22 protein-coding genes and 1 pseudogene are annotated in these 19,676 nt (G+C 36.2%); 15 read left to right on the top strand and 8 right to left on the bottom strand.

The genetic code is table 11. The features are described 5' to 3' along the window. Positions 1-206 precede the first annotated feature (206 nt). Entirely contained in the window at positions 207-803 is a 597-nt protein-coding gene (locus tag H4J66_RS01470) for a hypothetical protein (RefSeq protein WP_182169615.1), read from the top strand. A gap of 477 nt (positions 804-1,280) precedes the next feature. Here H4J66_RS01470 and H4J66_RS01465 read toward each other — a convergent pair whose 3' ends face one another. Further along, positions 1,281-2,711: a sodium:alanine symporter family protein gene (locus tag H4J66_RS01465; protein ID WP_182169613.1), complete on the bottom strand. Its 1,431-nt coding sequence runs from the start codon at positions 2,709-2,711 to the stop codon at positions 1,281-1,283. A gap of 336 nt (positions 2,712-3,047) precedes the next feature. Here H4J66_RS01465 and H4J66_RS20705 point away from each other — a divergent pair, with 336 nt between their 5' ends. Next, entirely contained in the window at positions 3,048-3,161 is a 114-nt protein-coding gene (locus tag H4J66_RS20705) for a hypothetical protein (RefSeq protein ID WP_331710947.1), read from the top strand. 221 nt (positions 3,162-3,382) lie between these two features. After that, positions 3,383-4,321: a DMT family transporter gene (locus tag H4J66_RS01460; RefSeq protein ID WP_182169610.1), complete on the top strand. Its 939-nt coding sequence runs from the start codon at positions 3,383-3,385 to the stop codon at positions 4,319-4,321. A 289-nt stretch (positions 4,322-4,610) separates the two neighbouring features. Here H4J66_RS01460 and H4J66_RS01455 read toward each other — a convergent pair whose 3' ends face one another. Next, positions 4,611-6,356, bottom strand: coding sequence for a hypothetical protein (locus H4J66_RS01455; RefSeq protein ID WP_182169607.1), 1,746 nt, complete (start codon positions 6,354-6,356; stop codon positions 4,611-4,613). Positions 6,357-6,971: 615 nt separating this feature from the next. On the opposite strand from H4J66_RS01455, the gene H4J66_RS01450 reads away from it, so the two are divergent. The 3 genes from H4J66_RS01450 (at position 6,972) to H4J66_RS01440 (ending at position 9,676) form a co-directional block, all read left to right on the top strand. Next, positions 6,972-7,757, top strand: a complete 786-nt coding sequence (locus H4J66_RS01450) for an ABC transporter substrate-binding protein (RefSeq protein WP_182169604.1) — start codon at positions 6,972-6,974, stop codon at positions 7,755-7,757. A gap of 112 nt (positions 7,758-7,869) precedes the next feature. Continuing rightward, entirely contained in the window at positions 7,870-8,739 is an 870-nt protein-coding gene (locus H4J66_RS01445) for a LytTR family DNA-binding domain-containing protein (RefSeq protein WP_182169601.1), read from the top strand. Between the two features lie 118 nt (positions 8,740-8,857). After that, a complete protein-coding gene (locus H4J66_RS01440; RefSeq protein WP_182169598.1) occupies positions 8,858-9,676 on the top strand; it encodes a CPBP family intramembrane glutamic endopeptidase in 819 nt (272 codons plus the stop codon). 367 nt (positions 9,677-10,043) lie between these two features. Here H4J66_RS01440 and H4J66_RS01435 read toward each other — a convergent pair whose 3' ends face one another. After that, the gene (locus H4J66_RS01435; RefSeq protein WP_182169595.1) at positions 10,044-10,406 is read right to left on the bottom strand and encodes a DUF2237 family protein; all 363 of its coding nucleotides are present in this window, start codon (positions 10,404-10,406) and stop codon (positions 10,044-10,046) included. Between the two features lie 11 nt (positions 10,407-10,417). On the opposite strand from H4J66_RS01435, the gene ubiG reads away from it, so the two are divergent. The 7 genes from ubiG to H4J66_RS01400 all read left to right on the top strand — a co-directional run bounded on the left by ubiG (position 10,418) and on the right by H4J66_RS01400 (position 14,506). Further along, on the top strand, positions 10,418-11,251 hold the full coding sequence (gene ubiG / locus H4J66_RS01430; protein WP_310650611.1) for a bifunctional 2-polyprenyl-6-hydroxyphenol methylase/3-demethylubiquinol 3-O-methyltransferase UbiG: 834 nt from the start codon (positions 10,418-10,420) through the stop codon (positions 11,249-11,251). A 368-nt stretch (positions 11,252-11,619) separates the two neighbouring features. Then, positions 11,620-12,105: an ABC transporter substrate-binding protein gene (locus tag H4J66_RS01425; protein WP_182169592.1), complete on the top strand. Its 486-nt coding sequence runs from the start codon at positions 11,620-11,622 to the stop codon at positions 12,103-12,105. Next, the gene (locus tag H4J66_RS01420; RefSeq protein ID WP_182169590.1) at positions 12,084-12,332 is read left to right on the top strand and encodes a hypothetical protein; all 249 of its coding nucleotides are present in this window, start codon (positions 12,084-12,086) and stop codon (positions 12,330-12,332) included. Before H4J66_RS01425 ends, H4J66_RS01420 begins: the two co-directional genes overlap by 22 nt. A gap of 395 nt (positions 12,333-12,727) precedes the next feature. After that, positions 12,728-13,108: a tetratricopeptide repeat protein gene (locus tag H4J66_RS01415; protein WP_182169587.1), complete on the top strand. Its 381-nt coding sequence runs from the start codon at positions 12,728-12,730 to the stop codon at positions 13,106-13,108. Between the two features lie 201 nt (positions 13,109-13,309). Beyond that, entirely contained in the window at positions 13,310-13,705 is a 396-nt protein-coding gene (locus tag H4J66_RS01410; RefSeq protein WP_182169585.1) for a polymer-forming cytoskeletal protein, read from the top strand. Continuing rightward, positions 13,702-14,172 carry an ice-binding family protein gene (locus H4J66_RS01405; protein ID WP_182169583.1) on the top strand — a complete coding sequence of 157 codons (471 nt, stop codon included), beginning with the start codon at positions 13,702-13,704 and terminating at the stop codon, positions 14,170-14,172. The genes H4J66_RS01410 and H4J66_RS01405 overlap by 4 nt, the downstream gene beginning before the upstream one ends. Positions 14,173-14,179: 7 nt before the next feature. Next, a complete protein-coding gene (locus tag H4J66_RS01400; RefSeq protein WP_182169581.1) occupies positions 14,180-14,506 on the top strand; it encodes a PEP-CTERM sorting domain-containing protein in 327 nt (108 codons plus the stop codon). Between the two features lie 59 nt (positions 14,507-14,565). Here H4J66_RS01400 and H4J66_RS01395 read toward each other — a convergent pair whose 3' ends face one another. Both H4J66_RS01395 and H4J66_RS01390 read right to left on the bottom strand, forming a co-directional pair. Further along, positions 14,566-15,567, bottom strand: coding sequence for an endonuclease/exonuclease/phosphatase family protein (locus tag H4J66_RS01395; protein WP_220463164.1), 1,002 nt, complete (start codon positions 15,565-15,567; stop codon positions 14,566-14,568). A 166-nt stretch (positions 15,568-15,733) separates the two neighbouring features. After that, positions 15,734-16,348: a PolC-type DNA polymerase III gene (locus tag H4J66_RS01390; RefSeq protein ID WP_182169579.1), complete on the bottom strand. Its 615-nt coding sequence runs from the start codon at positions 16,346-16,348 to the stop codon at positions 15,734-15,736. Positions 16,349-16,499: 151 nt separating this feature from the next. On the opposite strand from H4J66_RS01390, the gene H4J66_RS01385 reads away from it, so the two are divergent. Both H4J66_RS01385 and H4J66_RS01380 read left to right on the top strand, forming a co-directional pair. Continuing rightward, positions 16,500-16,913: a LexA family transcriptional regulator gene (locus H4J66_RS01385; RefSeq protein ID WP_070374384.1), complete on the top strand. Its 414-nt coding sequence runs from the start codon at positions 16,500-16,502 to the stop codon at positions 16,911-16,913. After that, a complete protein-coding gene (locus H4J66_RS01380) occupies positions 16,901-18,157 on the top strand; it encodes a Y-family DNA polymerase (RefSeq protein WP_182169577.1) in 1,257 nt (418 codons plus the stop codon). Before H4J66_RS01385 ends, H4J66_RS01380 begins: the two co-directional genes overlap by 13 nt. Before the next feature lie 90 nt (positions 18,158-18,247). Here H4J66_RS01380 and H4J66_RS01375 read toward each other — a convergent pair whose 3' ends face one another. The 3 genes and pseudogenes from H4J66_RS01375 to H4J66_RS01365 form a co-directional block, all read right to left on the bottom strand. Beyond that, positions 18,248-18,499, bottom strand: a complete 252-nt coding sequence (locus H4J66_RS01375) for a hypothetical protein (RefSeq protein ID WP_182169575.1) — start codon at positions 18,497-18,499, stop codon at positions 18,248-18,250. A gap of 45 nt (positions 18,500-18,544) precedes the next feature. Continuing rightward, positions 18,545-18,793: pseudogene (locus H4J66_RS01370) on the bottom strand (HDOD domain-containing protein); the annotation flags it as partial. A 78-nt stretch (positions 18,794-18,871) separates the two neighbouring features. After that, positions 18,872-19,222: an EAL domain-containing protein gene (locus tag H4J66_RS01365; protein ID WP_259368662.1), complete on the bottom strand. Its 351-nt coding sequence runs from the start codon at positions 19,220-19,222 to the stop codon at positions 18,872-18,874. Positions 19,223-19,676 lie beyond the last annotated feature (454 nt).

The following is a 19,676-nucleotide window of genomic DNA, read 5'->3' as shown; positions in this document are numbered from 1 at the left end:
TGCTGTTTCTAATCGAAATTCAGGACTGAAATTTGGACGTTTTTTCTTTGTCATTTGTATCACCTAACGTTTGATGAGATGCATAATAACATCTCTAAGTAGGTGGCCAAATTAACTATGCCACTACAAAGTTAGTAAATATAGCTAAGCAACAATTAACATTAATAAAAAACCACTATTTAATATTTGTTTCATTAACAATCTTATTGATTACTTCGTTTATATACATAGATACAAAACACCTATTAAGTGATTTAGGTGTTAAATATTATGAACACTTCGCTTTTACTGACATTTTTCAAATAGCTAATACCCAAAACATTATCTTTAAAACCCTTTCATACATGCTTGGGAGCGTTGTTGGGGTTTGGGGTTTAATTTATTTAAGTAAGTGTAAGGAAGCGATAAGAAAAATAAGAAACCTTGAAAACCCCAGTAAAGAAAAACAGAAAGTCCCCCTTTCACATTTCCTTATAATGAAGGTTTCAACAGCTATTTTGCTTTTCATCATGATGTCTCAAATATATATAGCATTTACACTGCACAAATACGAAGCAAAGGGTATTAAAAATGGATATATAGCTAGATATGACGTCACCTTAAGAAATGGACAAACGATGAAATGTTTAGGTGGTATAGTTAGTAACGGAATAAAAAAAATGTTCTTAGACTATGAAAATGATGAGGTACTCTTCATTTACAACACAAATATAGTTTTGGAAAGGCAGGTAATATCTGATTATACAAATGAACATTTTTATTCTTACACATCAGCCGAAGAAATTAAAAATAAAAAAAAATGAATGGAAATATAGACTAGAGAAAAAGTTTGCTAAAAAAATAGAAAAGACAAAAATCTAAAAGCCTTGGTACATTAAGAATAATTCGGACACCCATTATAAAAATTCAAGAGGAATTATCGAATACAAACATTTAAAACTTCCACCTGTTTCACTCAAACCTATCGAGTAGTTGAATAAAACTTATAACATTATTGAAAAAGTCTACATATGACGAGAATTACTGTTTATGGGGATTTAAAGCACACTTAACGATAGACGTTTTAAGTCCATCGCTTATTACATATTATTTCACAAAGTAACTAAGCTAAAAAATAACTATGCTAATAGTTTTTCGCAGCATGTTAGATTTTGTCGTCGTTTAAATTCATGGTGTTCATAATAAGCCGTTAACGAATCCCTATTGCCTATAACCTATAACCTATAGCACCATGAAAAAACGTCTAAAATCTTTTAGCGGCTTTTTATATATCAAAGCACTTATAACGTCTCTTTGGCTTTATTCGCTGTCCAGACACCGGGCTCTGTTTTACCTTGTATTTCGACATCATCAAGTAAAAAAGTAGGCTTACCATTTTCTTTGAGTTTCTCGCGAAAGTCTTTAGTTAAATTCAATACGGTTGGGGTCAGTAAAATAATGGCGTAGATATTCACCAGCGTCATTAACCCTAGTGCCATATCTGCTAATCCCCACACTTCTTTCAACGAAGCCGTTGCTCCCCAAAACACCATAAATAGATAAATGCTAGTATAAAAGAGTCGCCCTACTTTATTATCTAGTTTAAATAAATGTAAATTACTCTCTGCATAAGCATAATTAGCAACCACAGAGGTGAAAGCGAATAAGGTAATCGCGGCAGCAACAAAATAGTTTCCACCACTACCAAAATGGCTGGTCATCGCATCTTGTGTCATTCGAATACCTTCCATTTCTCCACTGATATTAATATCTGACAACAAAATAACTACAGCGGTGCAACTACAAAGCACCATGGTGTCTAAGAAAACCCCTAGCATTTGTACATACCCCTGAGCAACTGGATGATTAGGAACAGGTGAAGCGCCTGCGGCTGCATGAGGCACACTACCTGCTCCGGCCTCATTTGAATATAAGCCTCGTTGAATGCCATTCTTAATGGCTGCACCTAAAGCGCCAGCACCCGCTTCATTTAAACCAAAAGCTGAATAAAATATATCGACAAACATTGAGGGTAAAAGTTGAATGTTCATCAAGGTAATAACGACCGCTGTCCCGACAAAGGCTAACCCCATAAAAGGGACAATCAGTTCGGCAAATTGGGCAATACTGCGCATGCCACCTACAACGATACTGCCGGCGAGTACCGCAATAACTACGCCTGAATATTCACGAGGGATGGTAAAAGTATTATTTAATGCATCTGCGATGGTGTTGGCTTGCATTGCACTAAAAGTGAGACCGTAGCCTAAAAAGAGACAAAGCGAAAAAAGAATAGCCAGCCAAGGTTTGTTGAGTCCTGCCCGAATATAATAAGCTGGGCCGCCCCTGAATTCTTTATGTTCATCTCGCACTTTATATAACTGGCCAAGAACACTTTCAGCAAAGCCCGTCGCCATACCCAATAATGCAATGACCCACATCCAAAATACCGCGCCACTGCCACCCAGCGAAATAGCCATGGCAACACCCGCTAAATTACCCGTACCAACTCTCGCCGAAAGCCCCGTACATAAAGCTTGAAAAGAACTGATACCTGACTTGTTAGATTGCGTACTTCCTTTCATCACCGTAAACATATATTTGAATTGCAATATCTGTATCCAGCGAAGTTTGAACGAAAACCAAAATCCGGCAAAAAGTAACAAGTAAATTAATATTTTGCCTTGGCCCCAAAGGATATTGTTGATAGCGCTTACAATCTCATTAACCATTTACTTGCCTTGTTTACTCTTTAATTTTCAGTATAGTACTGATACTTTTTTAAATTATATGCTTAATTTTTTTGACTCAAGCGCTAATCAATAAATTACCTTTTTGACAAGTAAACTCCTGCCAACATACAAGGTACTGAGCCGCCAGCCATTTCAATGGCTAAGACATTCAGAGGAACCAATTTCACGGTTTCTTCTAGCAAGTTTATTTACTGTGGTGTTAATACGATCATGATGATGGAAGTTGTTAGTAGATCGACCACACAAGTGATTAATGAACTGCGTGGTATTGCCCAACTAAATAAGATTCACACAACTAGCGGTACTTGAGATTTAGTGGCTGAGGTTAAAACATCAAATTTACTGGAGTTTGATCACGTACTGCGAGATGTTAGAACAATAGAAGGTGTACTTAACAGTGAGACCCGTATTCTTTTAAGCTCAGTTTAACCATTTTCAATTCATCTATGATATTTATGGGTAATTCCATTCAAAGGCCCTCTTTGTTAAAGCTGATGGCTTTAATTGCTGCTTATAAGATAACTTTCGCTTTTATCTCTGATAAAACACAATACTGGCGTTAATAACGATAGTATTTTTCAAGCAGTTTATGGATAATATCTCACTTTTAAAGAAATGCTCAATGTGGCATTTTAAGCTGAGCTTTTCCTATGCATGAAATTAGTGGTCGATGGCAACTGGGGTTGTTTTTATCCCTTACTACGGCAATATTATGGGGCATTTTACCGATTGCGCTCAAAGAGCTATTGCAATATATGGACGTAAATACCATTACTTGGTTTCGTTTTCTTATTGCGGCCGTATTTTTGGGCGGATACCTAGTCATCACCAAACGCTTACCTTCATTATCATCACTTAAGAACAATAAAGTCATGGTGTTAATGATACTTACCGTCTTTGGTTTATTAGCAAACTACATTCTCTATATGATGGGCTTGGCCTTAACATCACCAGAAAGCACACAGGTCATGATTCAAATAGCACCGATGTTATTACTTATTGGTGGTGTTTGTGTTTTTAAAGAGTCGTTTAATACCAAACAAAAAGTGGGCTTGTTAACCTTTATCTTAGGACTGGTATTATTTTTTAATCAGCGATTTGAACAATTATTTAGTTTTCAGGGTAACTATGCTCTTGGCCTTTTCTTTATTATTCTTGCGGCAATTCTTTGGGCTATTTATGCCTTAGCACAAAAGCAACTGTTGAAAAATTTTGCCTCCGAAGAAATTATGATACTGATTTATTTAGCGGGAACCTTGGTATTTTTACCGTTATCGGCACCATCTTTAGTGTTTGAACTAGATACCATAGGCTGGTTACTGTTGATTTTTTGTGGGGCAAATACGCTTTTGGCTTATGGCGCTTTTGCAGAAGCTCTTGAACATTGGGAAGCGTCTCGTGTTAGCGCAACATTAGCGATAACGCCATTATTGACCTTAATTTTTATGCAGATCATTAATTATATTTATCCAGGAGCAATTACAAACGAACCACTCAATACTACCAGTATTATTGGTGCAGTGATCTTAGTTATTGGTTCTGGTGTTACGGCGTTAAGTAAAAATAAAACCAAAATAGTATTAACCTAATGGCTTAGATGTCGGCAACCAAACCAACTCTTTTAAGTCATTAATTATAGATATTTACCTGATAGCTCAGTCATTAACTATCAGTTTTTAACCTTTACTAACTCAATAAAACTGCCCGTAACGGGCAATTTTAAATTCAACAATCCCCAACAACGACTTAAAGTAACCTAGCTACATCGTATCGATTGGGCACTATAACCGCAGGTTTTAAGGCTATTTTCAGTGAATTATTTGGCAATAAATGACTGATATTGCAACCGAAACGATTCAACTGTCTATTTTATTTAATCTACTGACTTGGTTTATTTTCAGCCCAAACAGCCGTACCTTTATAGGCAGTCTGAAAGATAAACAACCTATCTTCAGAATAAGTGACTTTTATTTCAGCTAAGCTAGGCATGTAACCTATTTTTTTATTTCTGATCGTAATATCTGACATTTCAGTTAGGCTTTGATCACTAACCATGTAATAAATAGTTTCTTCAAATGCTCCCCCAGTGATCCAAGAGAAAAGTAACTTATTATCTAAGTTTTGAATATTAAAATAACTTCTATCTCCTGCTTCACCAATGCTAGCACCTCCAGAAGTAGTTTGCTCTGCGACAGTTATGACGTTAGAAGATACCTTTACATCTGTTAGCAAACCATCACGGTTAATTATTCTGGCTTTAATTGCCTCGTCACTCAAACCTTCACATGTACTACAATATCCCCCTTCTACCCATGAGAAAACAAAGCCATTATCTATGGGTGTTAAATCTTGGAATCGTGCAGTAGTTACATTATTTTCATCTATGATTGAAGGTTCAATTTTCCTGACAACGTCAATATCAATGTCATTAATAAATTTCCCATAGGTAACTATAGGAAAATCATCATTATTTGACTCTTTCGTTGACCAAGTAACTAAAATTTGATTGTTACTAATAGCCGCTTTAATCGTATTATCAATAAGACCATCTACATATTCATGAATAGAAAATATCTCTGAAGTGACACCCCTAGTATCAATATAACGCCCCATGATATTTTCACTGCCTTGTCCTGTTTTCCAGCGCCAAGTAACTAAATAATTTTCACCATCAAAAAGAATGTTTATTTCTTTGTGGTTATTACTAAGTGAAAACTCTCGTTCTAAATATAAATCTATATATCTACTATAAAATGATACGGGAATACGAACATCATCTAAAACCACTCCCGTTTTTGAGACTCTTTTAGCAACAAGGTGTCGATCATTATAATCAGCGCCATATACAACAAGATATGAACCCTGACTATATTTAGCATTAACATTTAAACAACCTAAAGATTTATCATCAATTAAAAATTGTTCACTAAAAGTGAGCTCCTGCGACATAATTTTGCCATAGAGATGATGTTCATTAGAATTCTGTGCTGATGGTTCACAAATCAACAATAGAAAATCATCATCTGCCTTGGTTACACTTATCTCGGTAGTCTCATGCGTTAATATACTCAGGTGCGAAGTCCGGGCAATATATCGAGAAACTTCTATATACCGATCAAACTCTTCGGCTTCCGAAAAAAAGAAAATAGAATAGTAAACGGAGTTCACTTCCACATAACTTTGCATAAATTTTAACGCAACATCGTCAATATTCGCCGTAAATATAACCTCTGTTCCCTCAAAGCTCGAAAAGTTAATGGGCTTAGAAGAGACTTCACTTATGTTTGAAAGTCCTTGCCTACTTTGAATAAAACTGTCAGTTTTTACGATAGTAATAACTTTAGGAGAAGTACCTTCGGAATAAAAAGTACTAAGTACAAGAGGCTCTGGATCAAGGCTTTGTTCTTGATACCAACTAAGAGGAATTTTTAAAGTGATCCCCCCTCTAAAAACAGCGTTATATTTGTTTGATATTTCATTTTTATATTTAATACTTTTATAATCAAGAGGAACAACGGCCACATCGGTGTTCGTTCCATTAGCTTTAGTGCTGTCACTACTAGAACCTCCTCCACATCCTTGAACAGATAAAATAAATAAAACAATCGTTATTAACTTTTTCACATATATTCCTTTATAAATATATTTTTGGTCATTAAAATACCTCAACGAAAACGACTATCTGGTTTAACTGTTTTAAGTGACTATATATAATGAGCAAAAAGGGGATGAACGAAAAATAAAGTGTAACTTTTCTTTGTTCATTGATTTGTTATGTTGAAATTTTATCACGCTTTACAAAAAAAGTAATATAACGCCAAACAACAATATTAACAAAAAATTAACGTGAAATCTTTAAAAGGTCGGTTTTAATATAAATAATGTTTGTTAGGCTAACTAAGATAATAAAATAGCGGGGGTATGGTGATTCTAGTTTACTGTATGGATAATATTTACTGCTTCGTTGTCATTTTCTTTAGGTGTTTCTTGCATCTGACAAACGATATTTCGCCCACTGTTTTTAGCTTTATATAAATCCACATCAGCAAGTTTTATCAGATCTTATAATTCATTCATTTGAGCATTAAAATCAGCCACACCAAAACTTGCAGTAATGTATAGAGAAAGACCATCATGTAAAACACTCAGTAAGTTCTCGCGGCGACTTTGTTGAGTGGTTTTTCAGCAATTTTAGTGTTAATCTTTTTTATATATAAATCAAGGAAGATTAACCCTATAGTGACCACCTACAATAAAATCAAAGACTTAACCTTGTTTCTTTGCTTTTTTACGCTATCAACAAGCTCACAAGAAATTACTTTTCAGCCTCATATTGAAATCGTAACTGAGCACCTGCCCCCTTTTCAAATAGATACACCCAATAAAGTAATGGGATTTGCCACAGAAATAGTATCTTCGGCGCTGTCGAATACACCGTACACATTTAATATCAGTGCCTATCCATGGGCGAGATCACTTAGTATGGCTCTGAATAAAGAAAACACCTGTATTTATTCTATTGCCCGAACCCCAGCACGTGAAGAGCAATTTATTTGGGTAAACACTATCGCCGAGCGTAATATTTCTTTTATTGGTTTAACCGCACAAAAGCTAAGTGTCTCTTCATTAGAAGATGCAAAAAAACATATGATTGCCGTGATCCGTGACGATGTTACCCACCAACTTTTAGTGAAAGAAGGCTTTACAGAAGGTCTTAATTTATTTGTCGTTAATAATACTCATTCATTATTAATGCTGTTAGCTAAGCGTAAGAGTATCGATTTAATTTTAGCCGACGGATATACCATTAAGTATCGCGCTCAATTTAATAATTTAAACCCTAATTTATTTGAAAATGTTTACCAACTAAATACAAAGCCGTTAGACTATTATTTTGCCTGTAATATAAAAACATCACCCTATATAATTGAACAGTTACGCTATTCAATTAATCAACTGAAGGTAACGGGAAAGATTGATAAAATAATCAGTGAGTGGCAATATCCCGTTATAAGAGTTAATTAACTACAAAGGCTTCATTGATAATTTTAGTGCTATTAATTTTAAAAATATCAGCAACTAACGGTTAATATATGTTACTTTTCTTATCCATTGTATATTCAAAAGATTTTAAATAATGAGCCTGTGGTTGAAGGATGGTTTAACATCCAGAAAAGTCGTTTTACAGCGTGCGGTACTTTTCTCCACGGTTACCTTATTCGTTTTATTTGTATTCCAGCCTTTTGGCACCAACAACCATACTATTCCCTTCAAATTCTTACGACTTTCCGGGTATGGCTTGGTAACCTTTTGCGCACTATTACTCTCAGGAGCATTAGAAATAGCTTCAACTCGCCTGAAGATTAACAACATATTACGTTTTATCATTATACCTTGTTTATACATTGGTATAGTTTCTACCTTTAATCACAGCTACTTTGTCGTGGCTATTCTTGGCTCCTGGCATTGGCAAAACCAATTACTGTTTATTTTATATACTTTTGCTATTGGACTGTTTCCAATCATTTTTATGTATCTTGTCAATCGACATGCGCAGAAAACGGCTTTACCAAGACAAGTTATCGAAACTGACAATGCAACGAATCAACAAAATGAAAGTGTTATTAATAGCGAGCGAATATCAACTCAGCCATTAACCTTAACAGGTGATAATAAAGGCGACAAATTACAAGTAGCTTTATCACAGCTGTTATTTATAAAATCCGCTGACAATTACTGTGAGTTAGTCATTATTAAAGATAACAACGTTAGCTATCAATTATTACGCAGTTCACTGATCAGTATCTTAAAACAACTTCCTGTTGACTCAACAGTGATGCGCTGCCATCGATCTTATGCTGTAAACCTAGCCTTAGTAGAACTTAGCACCGGCAATGCTGGCGGTTTGAAATTAATGATGAAACCCCTTGATGTTACTATCCCCGTATCTCGTTCTTATATAGAGACAATAAAACAAGCCTTGTCATTAGTCCCAAAAGCTTGTTAATCATCCCAATATATTGTTAGTAATACCTTTTTTATTAGCTTACCCCTAATTTATGGATATTCAATTGAGTGTTAGTCATGCTTAATTTGAAATTTAAACTTTAGTTAAGCAGGTAAATATGAATAATAAAATTAAAACACTAATAATGATCACTACCTTTATATTCTGTCGCTATAGTATGAAATACTTTTGGGGAGATACTTGGAGTGAAGCTTTACTGGCACTAGATAATCAATCCCACCTTTTATTAACACCCGCGAGCTACCTCTTTATATATAGCCCCTTAGTGTTAGTGGCAAGCTTACTATTTGAGGACGTTGATTTAACTGAGATTTTAGGTCTAAAAATAGCAGGATTTCAACATTACTTTTTAGCGGCGGTTGCCTGTTGCTTGCCGATGACAATCGGTTACGCCTATTTAAGTAGCGAGTTGAACCTTGCCCTATCAGGGATAATGGTTGGCTCGGTATACGCGGGGGTATTCGAAGAAATTCTTTTTAGAGCGGTATTGTTTGGAGTTTTATTTCGATATTGCCACTTAGGATTTATACCTGCCGCCTTATTTAGTTCTGTTATCTTTGGTTTTGGGCATATATATCAAGGGCATGACCTAATGTCAGCCTTTGCAGCTTTCGCAATAACTTCGGTAGCTGGTACTTGGTTTGCATGGTTATTTTGTGAATCTGGTTATCGAATTTGGTTTCCTTTGTGGATGCATATTTTCATGAATGAAGCTTACGGAATATTTGGCATGTCAGGTGGTGCAGCGGGAGACTTAGCGGGCAATATATTCAAAGCAAGCTCAATTATTTTAACTTTGCTTTACATTCATCTGCTTGTTTGCCGTAGTAAAAAGCGTGAAATAACCTTTTTAAACTTGTGGAAAAATCAATCGACCACAAGTACAAAAATGACATTAACCACTCAAAGTATTTAAAGGGAATTAACTATGTTTGAATTATTTTTAGTCATGATAATACTGACATCACCAGTATTAATTATTATCTTGGTTCACCATTACTTTCTTTATAAATCAGCAGCCAATTAACAATTTTTAGCGTTAAAAAAAGAAAGTAATAGTCATACCGCCATAGCAACACAAAAGAAATTAGCTATACTGATTGAACGAGTGATCGTACTGGAAAAAATCGTCACCGATAGCAACACTACACCTTGCCAAGAGATAAAAAAATTATAATGATGTTACTGCTATCTCTGCTATCTGACCGTAATTATTAAGTCGCTAACTCGACCTAAATAGTGGTATCGGTGTTGTTCGTTATTTTATCAACAAAAGTAACGCCTTAACGCTGATATTCATGGGCCTTTAAAACATCTAATGAGACCACTGTTAGTGCTTTTTGGTTAGTTGCCTCAAGTACAATAGGTGGAGCAACATTGGCTGCAATAGCGTGATACCAACGAACAGCGCATAAACACCATTTATCACCCGCTTTTAAGCCGGGAAAATTATATTGAGAATTAGGGCTGATCAGATCATTGCCTTGTAATTTTGAGAACTGGAGAAAATCGTCGGTCATAATTGCGCAGACACTATGGTTACCAAAATCAACTTCGGGCACAAAACAAAACCCTTTTCGGGTATAGCCCGTATTACTACAACATAACTCTAAATCTGTACCTAGTACATTCAATTGATTGTCCATAAAGGTGCCTTGTGTTAATTAACAAAAATAAGATGGATATACCTACCATGTTAGACAAAAGTAAGCTTAGTCCGGTGAAAAATAATAACATTAAATACACACCAGCTGGTAATTTTAGTCCAGCAGAAATCGCTAAATTTAATAAGTTCGCTGAAAGTTGGTGGGATCCAAACGGTCAATACAAAACGGCACTCGAATTCAATCGAGTACGCGTAGCGTATTTTATTGCAGAAATTTGCGCATTCTATGGTCGAGATCCTAATCATATAGCACCACTGCAAGGATTAAAAATTTTAGATGTTGGCTGTGGCGCAGGTCTGGTTTGCGAGCCTTTAGCAAAAGCCGGAGCCACAGTGGTCGGTATAGACGTGAGTGAGATAAGTATTGAAGTAGCAAAACGCCATGCGGTGAAATCTCAACTTGATATTGAGTATCGCCACGAACATGCGCAACATACCAGTATAAGCGATGAACATCGCTACGATGTGGTGATTAATGTGGAGGTCATCGAGCATGTACCTAACCAAAAAGACTTAGTAAAACAGTGTAGCCAATTATGCAAGGTGGGTGGCTGTGTGGTAATGGCAACGCTAAATCGCACGATTAAATCCTACCTAGTCGGCATTCTTGGCGCTGAATATATTATGCGCTATTTACCTATAGGTACACACAGCTGGCGTGCCTTTGTAACACCACTTGAATTAAACACTATCGCGACGCTAGCGCATATGCACTTGGTGACAGAAATTGGCATGGCCTACAGTCTCCTAAACAAAACTTGGCGTACAACCTCAAGTTTAGAAGTCAATTATGTACAACTATATAAACGACTAACAGCCAGTTAACTTTTCAACAATATCGGCTATAGGAAATAGACAATCACTTATTTAAATAGCCGATAATTGCCTGATAATAAATGTAAGCGTGTCCACTCATTGCTCGCCTGCTAAGTAATACAAAGCTCAATGGTAGATCAACGGGGGGTAATACCCCATAATTATAAAAAAACACTTGCTTGGTCAGATACCTGCTACTTTATTTACTGAACAATCGTAAGGCTACTTTCCAATGACACTCTTTTTATTGTTGATATAACATTAATAATAAAAAGAGTGTCATTGGAAAATATAAATATTTTAATTTTCCATTAATCAAAATTAACAGGAAAGCCGGTATGAATAATATAGTTAAGTAAGCAATTATTGCTCTATTATTGTTTGTATTCTCATTAGCAAGTTATGCTCAGCAACTGAGATTTGTTACAGTAGATTTACCCCCCTTTCATTTTATGGGCGCAGATAACAAACCTGCTGGAGCTTTAGTTGAAGTTATTGAAGCTTTAATGATTAAAACTCAGTTTTCTGCTCAAATCGAGTTTATACCTTTTGCACGTAGTTATGATTTAGCCTTAAATAATAAAAATATTTTTATGCTCTCTTTAATGAAGAGTTCTGACCGCAAAGATCTTTTCCAGTGGGTTGGTCAAATATTTAAGAGCAAAGCTTTTTTGGTGGGTCTTCGTAACCGATCGGATACCTACATTAGTAATATTGAAGAAGCAAAGTCGTTTGTCGTTGGTACAATTCGAGGCTATCACTCGCAGCAACATTTAAAAAAAGCAGGTTTTCTTGAGCAAAAAATCACCATTTATCCGTTAGTTATACACATATGTGGCGTATGCTCTTTGAACAACGAATAGACTTTATTTTAACAAACTTTATTGCATTAGACAGAGAAGTGAAGATTATTGGGTTTAACAAAGAAGACATTAAACCTTTTATTAAACTACATGATTTTCCTGGCGGTCTTTTCATCGCGACTGGACTTAAAACAACAGATAAAACAGTGACTATTTTATCTGTTGCATTACAACAAATAAAAGCCGATGGCACCTATAAAAACATTATGGATAAGTGGGGTTTATAAATAGCATAAATGCTATTCAACCAATCCATTTCTGCTCTAGTAACCATGAGGTCCTTGAAGTCAAGCCTCGAGGATTGGCTGTTTATTAGGTAAACATAGTTTATAAAATTTTGACCTAGTGATCAGGCCCAGCTTTTTACAAAGATGAACGACAAGATATTGTTCATAATTTCCGTAATTGTTTATTTCACCACATAGCTTTAATCAGCAAAGTTATAATTTAGCTGTTGACGTGCTAATTGTTAGATTAGCACGTAGAAAATTAATACAGGTTCATTTTTCAAAGCAAACTCTTAATGTTTTTCTGATGACTAACATAGTCATAAAATTCAAGTTTCTATTTTTAATACATTGTTGTTCGAAATGTTGTAAGAAGAAAATAAAGGCCATAAGTCATGATGAAAAAAATACGGAAATTAATTATCTCACTTATTCAAATAGCTGCGGTGTTAATGGTAAATGCAGTAATAGAAGTCATAGCGGCAAACAGCGAAAAAAAGCATTATGAAGCAGCACTTCAAGCTTATAACCAAGGAAATATTGAAATAGCTTATATTCATTTAAAAAAAGCTTTGCAGCAAAGTGAACGTAACTTACCGGCTAAATTATTACTCGCCAAGGTTTTAATTGATAAAAACTCTTACCCTGCTGCTGAGCAAGAACTCAATGATCTACTTGCTCAAGGTGTTGATAATAATTGTGATCTACCCGTATCACATCTCGCTAACCTTTTTGTACATAATGTTAACCTCTTGACGTATTATGCTAACTTATGAGCATATCACCTGTTTTGTAATAAAAAAAAGAAATTAATTACAATAACTTACGATATAAATGTTCGAATAACAAACAAAAAACCATCTTATCTGTCATCATACAATTGTACAGTTGTACAATCCTTAAAATAAGTTTTTTTGTTCTATAAAAATTAAGTTTTTTATATGCTGAACACTCAGCTATATGAAATGGAGTCTAACTTGAAACTTATCAATTCAATCCTCTGTATTTTGGTGTTTTTTGCTATGCCTAGCGCACAAGCGAGCTTTCAACCTTTGCTAGGCTCAGAACTAAATAACCAGTCGCTTTATGCCAGTGGTTACATATCAATGGGCGCACGAACAACTATTGGTGGCAATATTCAAAGTGCTACTGCAATAACACTGGCAGCCAATGCAATTGTCGGTGGTAACGTTGAGGCTGGAACCGCAGTAACACTTGGCGCAGCTGCCGGTGTAAAGGGTTATATTCAAAGTGCAACAACCGTTACCCTAGGCGCTTCTGCTGTTGTCGACGGCTCTATTATTGCAGGTACCACAGCAACTATTGGTGCGAGTGCAAAAGTTGATGGCGAGCTAAGTGCTGGTCAACAGTGACCATAGCCGCAACCGTTGAGGTTGGCGGCAATGTTTTGGCTGGCAGTACAATAACCGTTGGTGCAGATTCACTTCTCGGGGGCGATGTTTATGCTGGAACCACCACCACTACTGGTGCAGATGTTGGCATCGTTGGCGCGCTTACTGCGAATTCTTTGAAAATGGTTGCACTGCCAATCATCGTTGATAGTCAGGAAGCGCTCATCACGTCTGTGCAACAAGATATAAAAGACATGGGTACAGGAACAGAACTTGTATCAACCACTTTTGGCACCAACGACAAAACACTTGAAGCCGGTATTTACAGTACAATAAATTATTTAACCATCGCGATAGGTAAAACCTTAACGCTTGATGGTAAAGGTATCTATGGCTCTTGGATTTTTAATATCGCCAACTATCTAACCTTCTCTACAAACTCAACAGTGGTATTGAAAGATATTACCGATAACAGCACCATTATCTAGAATGTTCTTGGCGACAAAACCGGCTCAGCAGGTTACACAACTCGGCGCCGGCGCTAAGGCTAGAGGTTATATTTTTGCTAGAGGTTTTATTCAAACGGGTGCTGATTCAATAATAGCAGGCATAGGCAATGATTGTGGCGGCGCTTATTCAGCAAGTAACTTTATTGAATTTGGTGCAGATACTGTTATTGATAAAAAAGATTGTACCAATGGCGAGCCCAGAGCTTCTGCAGATGGCCTTGCCGTCACTCAAGTTCCCGAGCCTGCAACGCTGTGGTTATTCGCTCTAGCACTTTTCGGTTTAGCAATTAAAGCGCAACGTAAAAAAGCATAAACTCAGCATCACCAATAAAAAGGCTCCTTTTGAGGCCTTTTTTTGGGGCTTTGGCTAATTTATGATCTTAACGTTAGTGTAACCAAGGCAATGCCATGATCGGTACTTTCGCCATCTCGCTCAAAGATAGGATTAATTAAATGTCGATCATACGTGTCATACGCACTGACCTGATAAAGACTATCGTGATAACTAGCGTCAAAATCACATGATAATAAGATATAATCAAGTACTGAGCTGCTCGCACCAAAATAATGTGTCGGAGTGCGCTGTATTTTTTCTTCTTGAAGAGTCTCATTTGTCACTGCAACTTGAAATAAATCCCAAGCATCTTGCAAGCAATATTTAGCAAGATAGGCATCACGCTCAATGGCCGAGACAAACCTTAGGGTGTTAGTCAGTAGATGACTTAGCACACCATCAGTTAAGGTATTGTTGAAGTCCCCCATTAATACCATTGGCTGGCCGGTAGCCTCACGCCGCGCTATGATTTCAATCATTAATAACGTCGCTTCACTGCCACGTTGTATCGTTGAGCCCCAACCACCTGCCACTTGTGCTTTTAGGCTTTCAATAATGGTTTGCTCTGGCGTGCGACTTATATTTTTATCATCGACTTCAATCATAGAGCGCTTAGATTTAAAGTGCACAACATAACAATCACAGTTACCCATATGAGGCACATCAACCGTTGCCCTTAACACTTTTCGGCTAAAAGAGAATTTATCGGTTAAACCTAATGATAGTGCAAGCTCAGTGTTTGCTTCTACCGCGGCAACTTCAACAATAGGGTAACGAGATGCAATGGCGACAACAGGACGTTTGTAAATAAAATCATCTATCACTTGAGGTTCATCAACCACAGCAAAATAACAATAGCCCTGCTCTGCAACTAATTGCTCTAGAGACTCGGGACTAAAGACTTCTTGAAAGCCAATAATGTCAGGTTGAAATTCACGTAAATATTCAGCAATCCAATGTTGCTTTTTACGCCACTGCTCAGCACTATAAATTCGTTCAAATTCATAGAAAGCATTGGGCGGCTCAAGATAATTAAACAAATTAAAGGTCGCTATTTTAAGCTGTAAATTTGATACCGCTACAGAAGGCAGTGTGGGATCTATTTCTTCTGGGGCTTTTTTATCTGGATAGTCGATAATATTAACTCTAATAAACGTTGAACGAAGAGTATACCTGAGATAAAAAATTAAAAACCAACAAGATAAATTACCATTTAGTTAACAGCTTACTTACGTCATTTTTTGCTGTCTTTGATAACTTCTGTATTAATGCAAAAGGTACAAACTCGTGGTTAATTTTTTCTTCGATATCATCAAGCATCAACAACCACAATTTTGCCGTCATCTCAGCATCAAATAACGCCCGATGAAAAGCCCCATCTGATGGAATATTTTTATAACGAATCAGCGTACCTAATTTATGATTAGGCGCATCTATATTTATTCTGCGCGAGACAAGTAATGAACAAATAAATTGCCCAAAATATTTTCGATTAATGTTATTAAGCTCAGCGTTCAGGAATTTTTGATCAAAAGACGCATTATGGGCAAGTAAATTATCGTCACCCAGAAAATCGGTAAATTGTGCCATCACTTCACCACAAGAGCCGACATTAGCAAGCATTTGATTAGATATTCCGGTGTATTGCTCAATAAAACCACTGATCCTAAAACCAGGATTCATTAATGATTGAAATTTATCGGTAACTTTACCGTCTACAATTCTAACCGCACCTATCTCTATCGCTCTATCACCTTGATTGGGTGATAATCCTGTGGTTTCAAAATCAAGTACCACTAACGAATTGGCATTTTCATGCATCTAAGTTAACCCTATAAATTTATGCAGCGCTGATTTTAACGGCTCTATTTCAAAATGAAAGTAATCATTACTCGTAAGCAATGTTAAATTATTCTGTTCAAGAATCAACTTAGAAACTATACTGTATAAAAACACAGTTGAGATTTAAGTAATGAAAGTTATTCCTATTTACATTGAAGCAGGTATTTCAGGGTTTGAATCACCCGCAGCCGAATATAAAGAACTGGGGTTATCACTAGATAAACTCCTTATTAGGCATCCTAATGCCACATTTATTGGCCAAGCATCTGGCGAGTCCATGCAGGGTGTGGGCATTTTTGATGGTGATTTACTTATTGTTGATCGTTCACTCACCGCCAGAAATGGTGATGTCATTGTGGCAAATTACAATGGTTGCTTTGTCTGTAAGTTGATTGATAAAAAGCAAGCTCGGCTGTTATCAGCGTCTAAAGATTTTGCGCCAGTTAGCATCAAGCCCGGAGACGACTTTCAATTAGAAGGTATTGTTACTCGCTCTATTCGACTCCATCATCAAGCTCCTGAATTAACCGCATGTATGCATTAGTTGATGCTGTATCTTTTTATGCCAGCGCAGAAAAAGTCTTCGACCCGAGCATAAGAAACAAGCCCGTTGTTGTTTTAACGAATAACGATGGCTGCATTTGTGCTGTTTGTCCTATTGCTCGACGGCTGGGTATTCCAAAATTCACTCCCTATTTTCAGATAAAAGACTTACTACATAAGCATGGTGTAGTGGTACGCTCTTCCAACTACGAGTTATATGCTGACTTAAGTGAAAGAATGATGAATGTTATTGCGAGATATTGTGATGACCAATATATTTACTCAATTGATGAGTCATTTTTACATTTTAAAAACTATAGTGGCGTTATTAAAGATTGGCACCAATACGGCCATGAAATAAGACGTGCTATTTGGAAAGAAACCCGGCTACCGGTGGGTGTTGGCTTTGGTACAACATCAACCTTAGCTAAAGCAGCAAATCATGCAGCTAAAAAACTTGACGGTTACCAGGGTGTTGCCATTATTGATAACGCGCAAAGTGCGAAAGAAATATTAGAAAAAATGGCAGTAAATGAGGTTTGGGGTATTGGTAATAAAATATCTCATCGACTAAAACAGCAAAATATTAGCACGGCTTATCAGTTATCAATGCAATGCCCTAAGATTATGCGCAAGCAATTTAGTGTTGTCACTGAGCGTACGGTTAACGAATTAAAGGGGATTAGCTGTTTAAGCTGGGATGATGTAAAAGCACCTAAACGGGAAATATTCTCTACACGTAGTTTTGGTCAACGTATTGTCGATATACATACATTACAAGCAGCCTTAACCACCCATAGTACGATAGTCGCTAAAAAAGTAAGACGTCAGTCTTCACTTATAAAAAAACTGCTCGTGTTCGCTTCAAGCTCACCCCATGATGAAAATTATTACAAACAAACAATGGTTTATACTTTTCCCTTAGCAACAGATAATAGTTGTGATATTGCTACAGCGGTCAGTTTAATACTCGCTGAAATATTTATACCCGGTGTGCATTTTTATCGTTGTGGTGTCGGTGCAATCGCCTTGGAAAGCAGACAACATCAACAAGCTGATTTATTTTTATCTGATCATTCAAACCCAATACTCATGAATTGTCTTGATAGTATTAATAGTCGTTACGGTAAAGGGACACTGACCTTGGGCGCAGAGGGAAAATCAGACTCCTGGCAAATGAAACGGCACTTTTTAAGTCCACAGTACACAAGTAACTGGCAAGACATACCCAAAATTAGCTGTTAGTTTTATTCGTAAGTTTAGTCACTGTAATCTTGACTCATAATATTTAAGGTTAAAGTTGCTAGTAATATAAGGTGTCAAAGGGTTACCGCCTTAAAAGATGTTCACCCCCCACTTTAATGCGTCGTAATAACAATTTAATAGGCTAGCTTCAAAAATTTTATGACTGTCAATAGAACGAGTAATACGCTTACCTGTTGATACTTCATAATGCTTAGCCAATGTTAATAGTTCTGACAACTCACCTTGTTGCTCAGACAACGCCAATTTGATGTCAGATGAAAAAACAAAACTTTTTACAATATCTGCCATGGGTAAATTTAATATGGCATCTAAATTACTCAATATTCCGGTTAAAAAAGCTTTTTCTTTAAGGTGATTAAATGATTTTTATTTCGTGATGAGTTCCATCATTTTAGCGCGTACTAAAGACTCGATAAAAAGTTCTGGCGAACTTTTAGATGATAATGCTGACATTGATATAATGGCAACATACTGCTTTATTTTATCTGTTCCCAAAAAGGTAATAGCTTGCTTAATCGAGGTGATTTCAATATTTCCACACTCTGCAGCACTGTTTACCAACTTTAGTATACCGCTTACTAACGTTACATCACGGCTAATAATTTCAGTCAGTTGATTGAAGTCTAGGTGTAGTTTGTAGGCTTCTAAGAAAAGTTAAATTAACTTTTAGAGGGGATATAGACGTGCCCAACTTTATTTCGGGTTTGTGAAAAAGTAGCCTTGATAATAGTCTATGGCTAGCGCTTTAAATTGTTGGTACTGCTGATTCGTTTCAATACGTTCAGCAATTATTTTTATATGACTATTAGTTGATAGTAGGCGTTTTTTCAGCCCTTCTATTTGAGTGAAAGTAACCTGTTCAATGTCAACTTTAATAATAGAGATATATGGAAAAAACACTTCCCATTTACTTTCGAAATCATAATCATCCAACGCAATGACATAACCCTTTTTATGAAGTTGAGCAACATTAAAAACAAGTTCATCAGAGACGTTTACTGTTTCTATAATTTCAACCACTATATCTTTTGGGTTAAAGAGCAAAGGCGAATTTTGTAATAAGGTGGACTCATCAAAATTAATAAAGGCCAAATTACCAAGACAAACATCGGCTAAATCACCAAATATATGGTTTTGAAGTATAACTTTTGAGGTTGCTTTTTCTGGGAAATCCTCGTTAAATACATTATCTAAACTGTCTCTAAAGAGTAATTCATAACCAATGGTTTAAGATTTATATCTAAAATCGCTTGCCTTGCGATGAAAGTTTTTAATATTATTTCCATTAATTAAACCTACGAGATTTCATCATGTAATAGTAGTTGCTCTTCGGAGAAAATCTACGTAGATATTTATAAAACATAATAAAACCTATTAACGCATGGTTAGGTTAAGTGCACGGTGACAATGGACTAAAAAACGCATTAAAAGATCAAAAAAAGAATCAATGAACTTTAATCTTGTCATATAAAATAAAATAAAATAAATTCAATGAATA

Source organism: Colwellia sp. MB3u-55, assembly GCF_014076785.1.
Lineage (GTDB): Bacteria > Pseudomonadota > Gammaproteobacteria > Enterobacterales > Alteromonadaceae > Colwellia_A.
This window is presented reverse-complemented; position numbering and strand designations above follow the sequence as displayed.

Bases quoted from the DNA above. Each gene is read 5' to 3' on its own strand.
- H4J66_RS01465 (WP_182169613.1), bottom strand. From the start codon at position 2,711: ATGGTTAATGAGATTGTAAGCGCTATCAACAATATCCTTTGGGGCCAA.
- H4J66_RS01460 (WP_182169610.1), top strand. From the start codon at position 3,383: ATGCATGAAATTAGTGGTCGATGGCAACTGGGGTTGTTTTTATCCCTT.
- H4J66_RS01445 (WP_182169601.1), top strand. From the start codon at position 7,870: ATGAGCCTGTGGTTGAAGGATGGTTTAACATCCAGAAAAGTCGTTTTA.
- H4J66_RS01440 (WP_182169598.1), top strand. From the start codon at position 8,858: ATGAATAATAAAATTAAAACACTAATAATGATCACTACCTTTATATTC.
- H4J66_RS01435 (WP_182169595.1), bottom strand. From the start codon at position 10,406: ATGGACAATCAATTGAATGTACTAGGTACAGATTTAGAGTTATGTTGT.
- H4J66_RS01420 (WP_182169590.1), top strand. From the start codon at position 12,084: ATGCTCTTTGAACAACGAATAGACTTTATTTTAACAAACTTTATTGCA.
- H4J66_RS01415 (WP_182169587.1), top strand. From the start codon at position 12,728: ATGATGAAAAAAATACGGAAATTAATTATCTCACTTATTCAAATAGCT.
- H4J66_RS01390 (WP_182169579.1), bottom strand. From the start codon at position 16,348: ATGCATGAAAATGCCAATTCGTTAGTGGTACTTGATTTTGAAACCACA.
- H4J66_RS01385 (WP_070374384.1), top strand. From the start codon at position 16,500: ATGAAAGTTATTCCTATTTACATTGAAGCAGGTATTTCAGGGTTTGAA.
- H4J66_RS01380 (WP_182169577.1), top strand. From the start codon at position 16,901: ATGTATGCATTAGTTGATGCTGTATCTTTTTATGCCAGCGCAGAAAAA.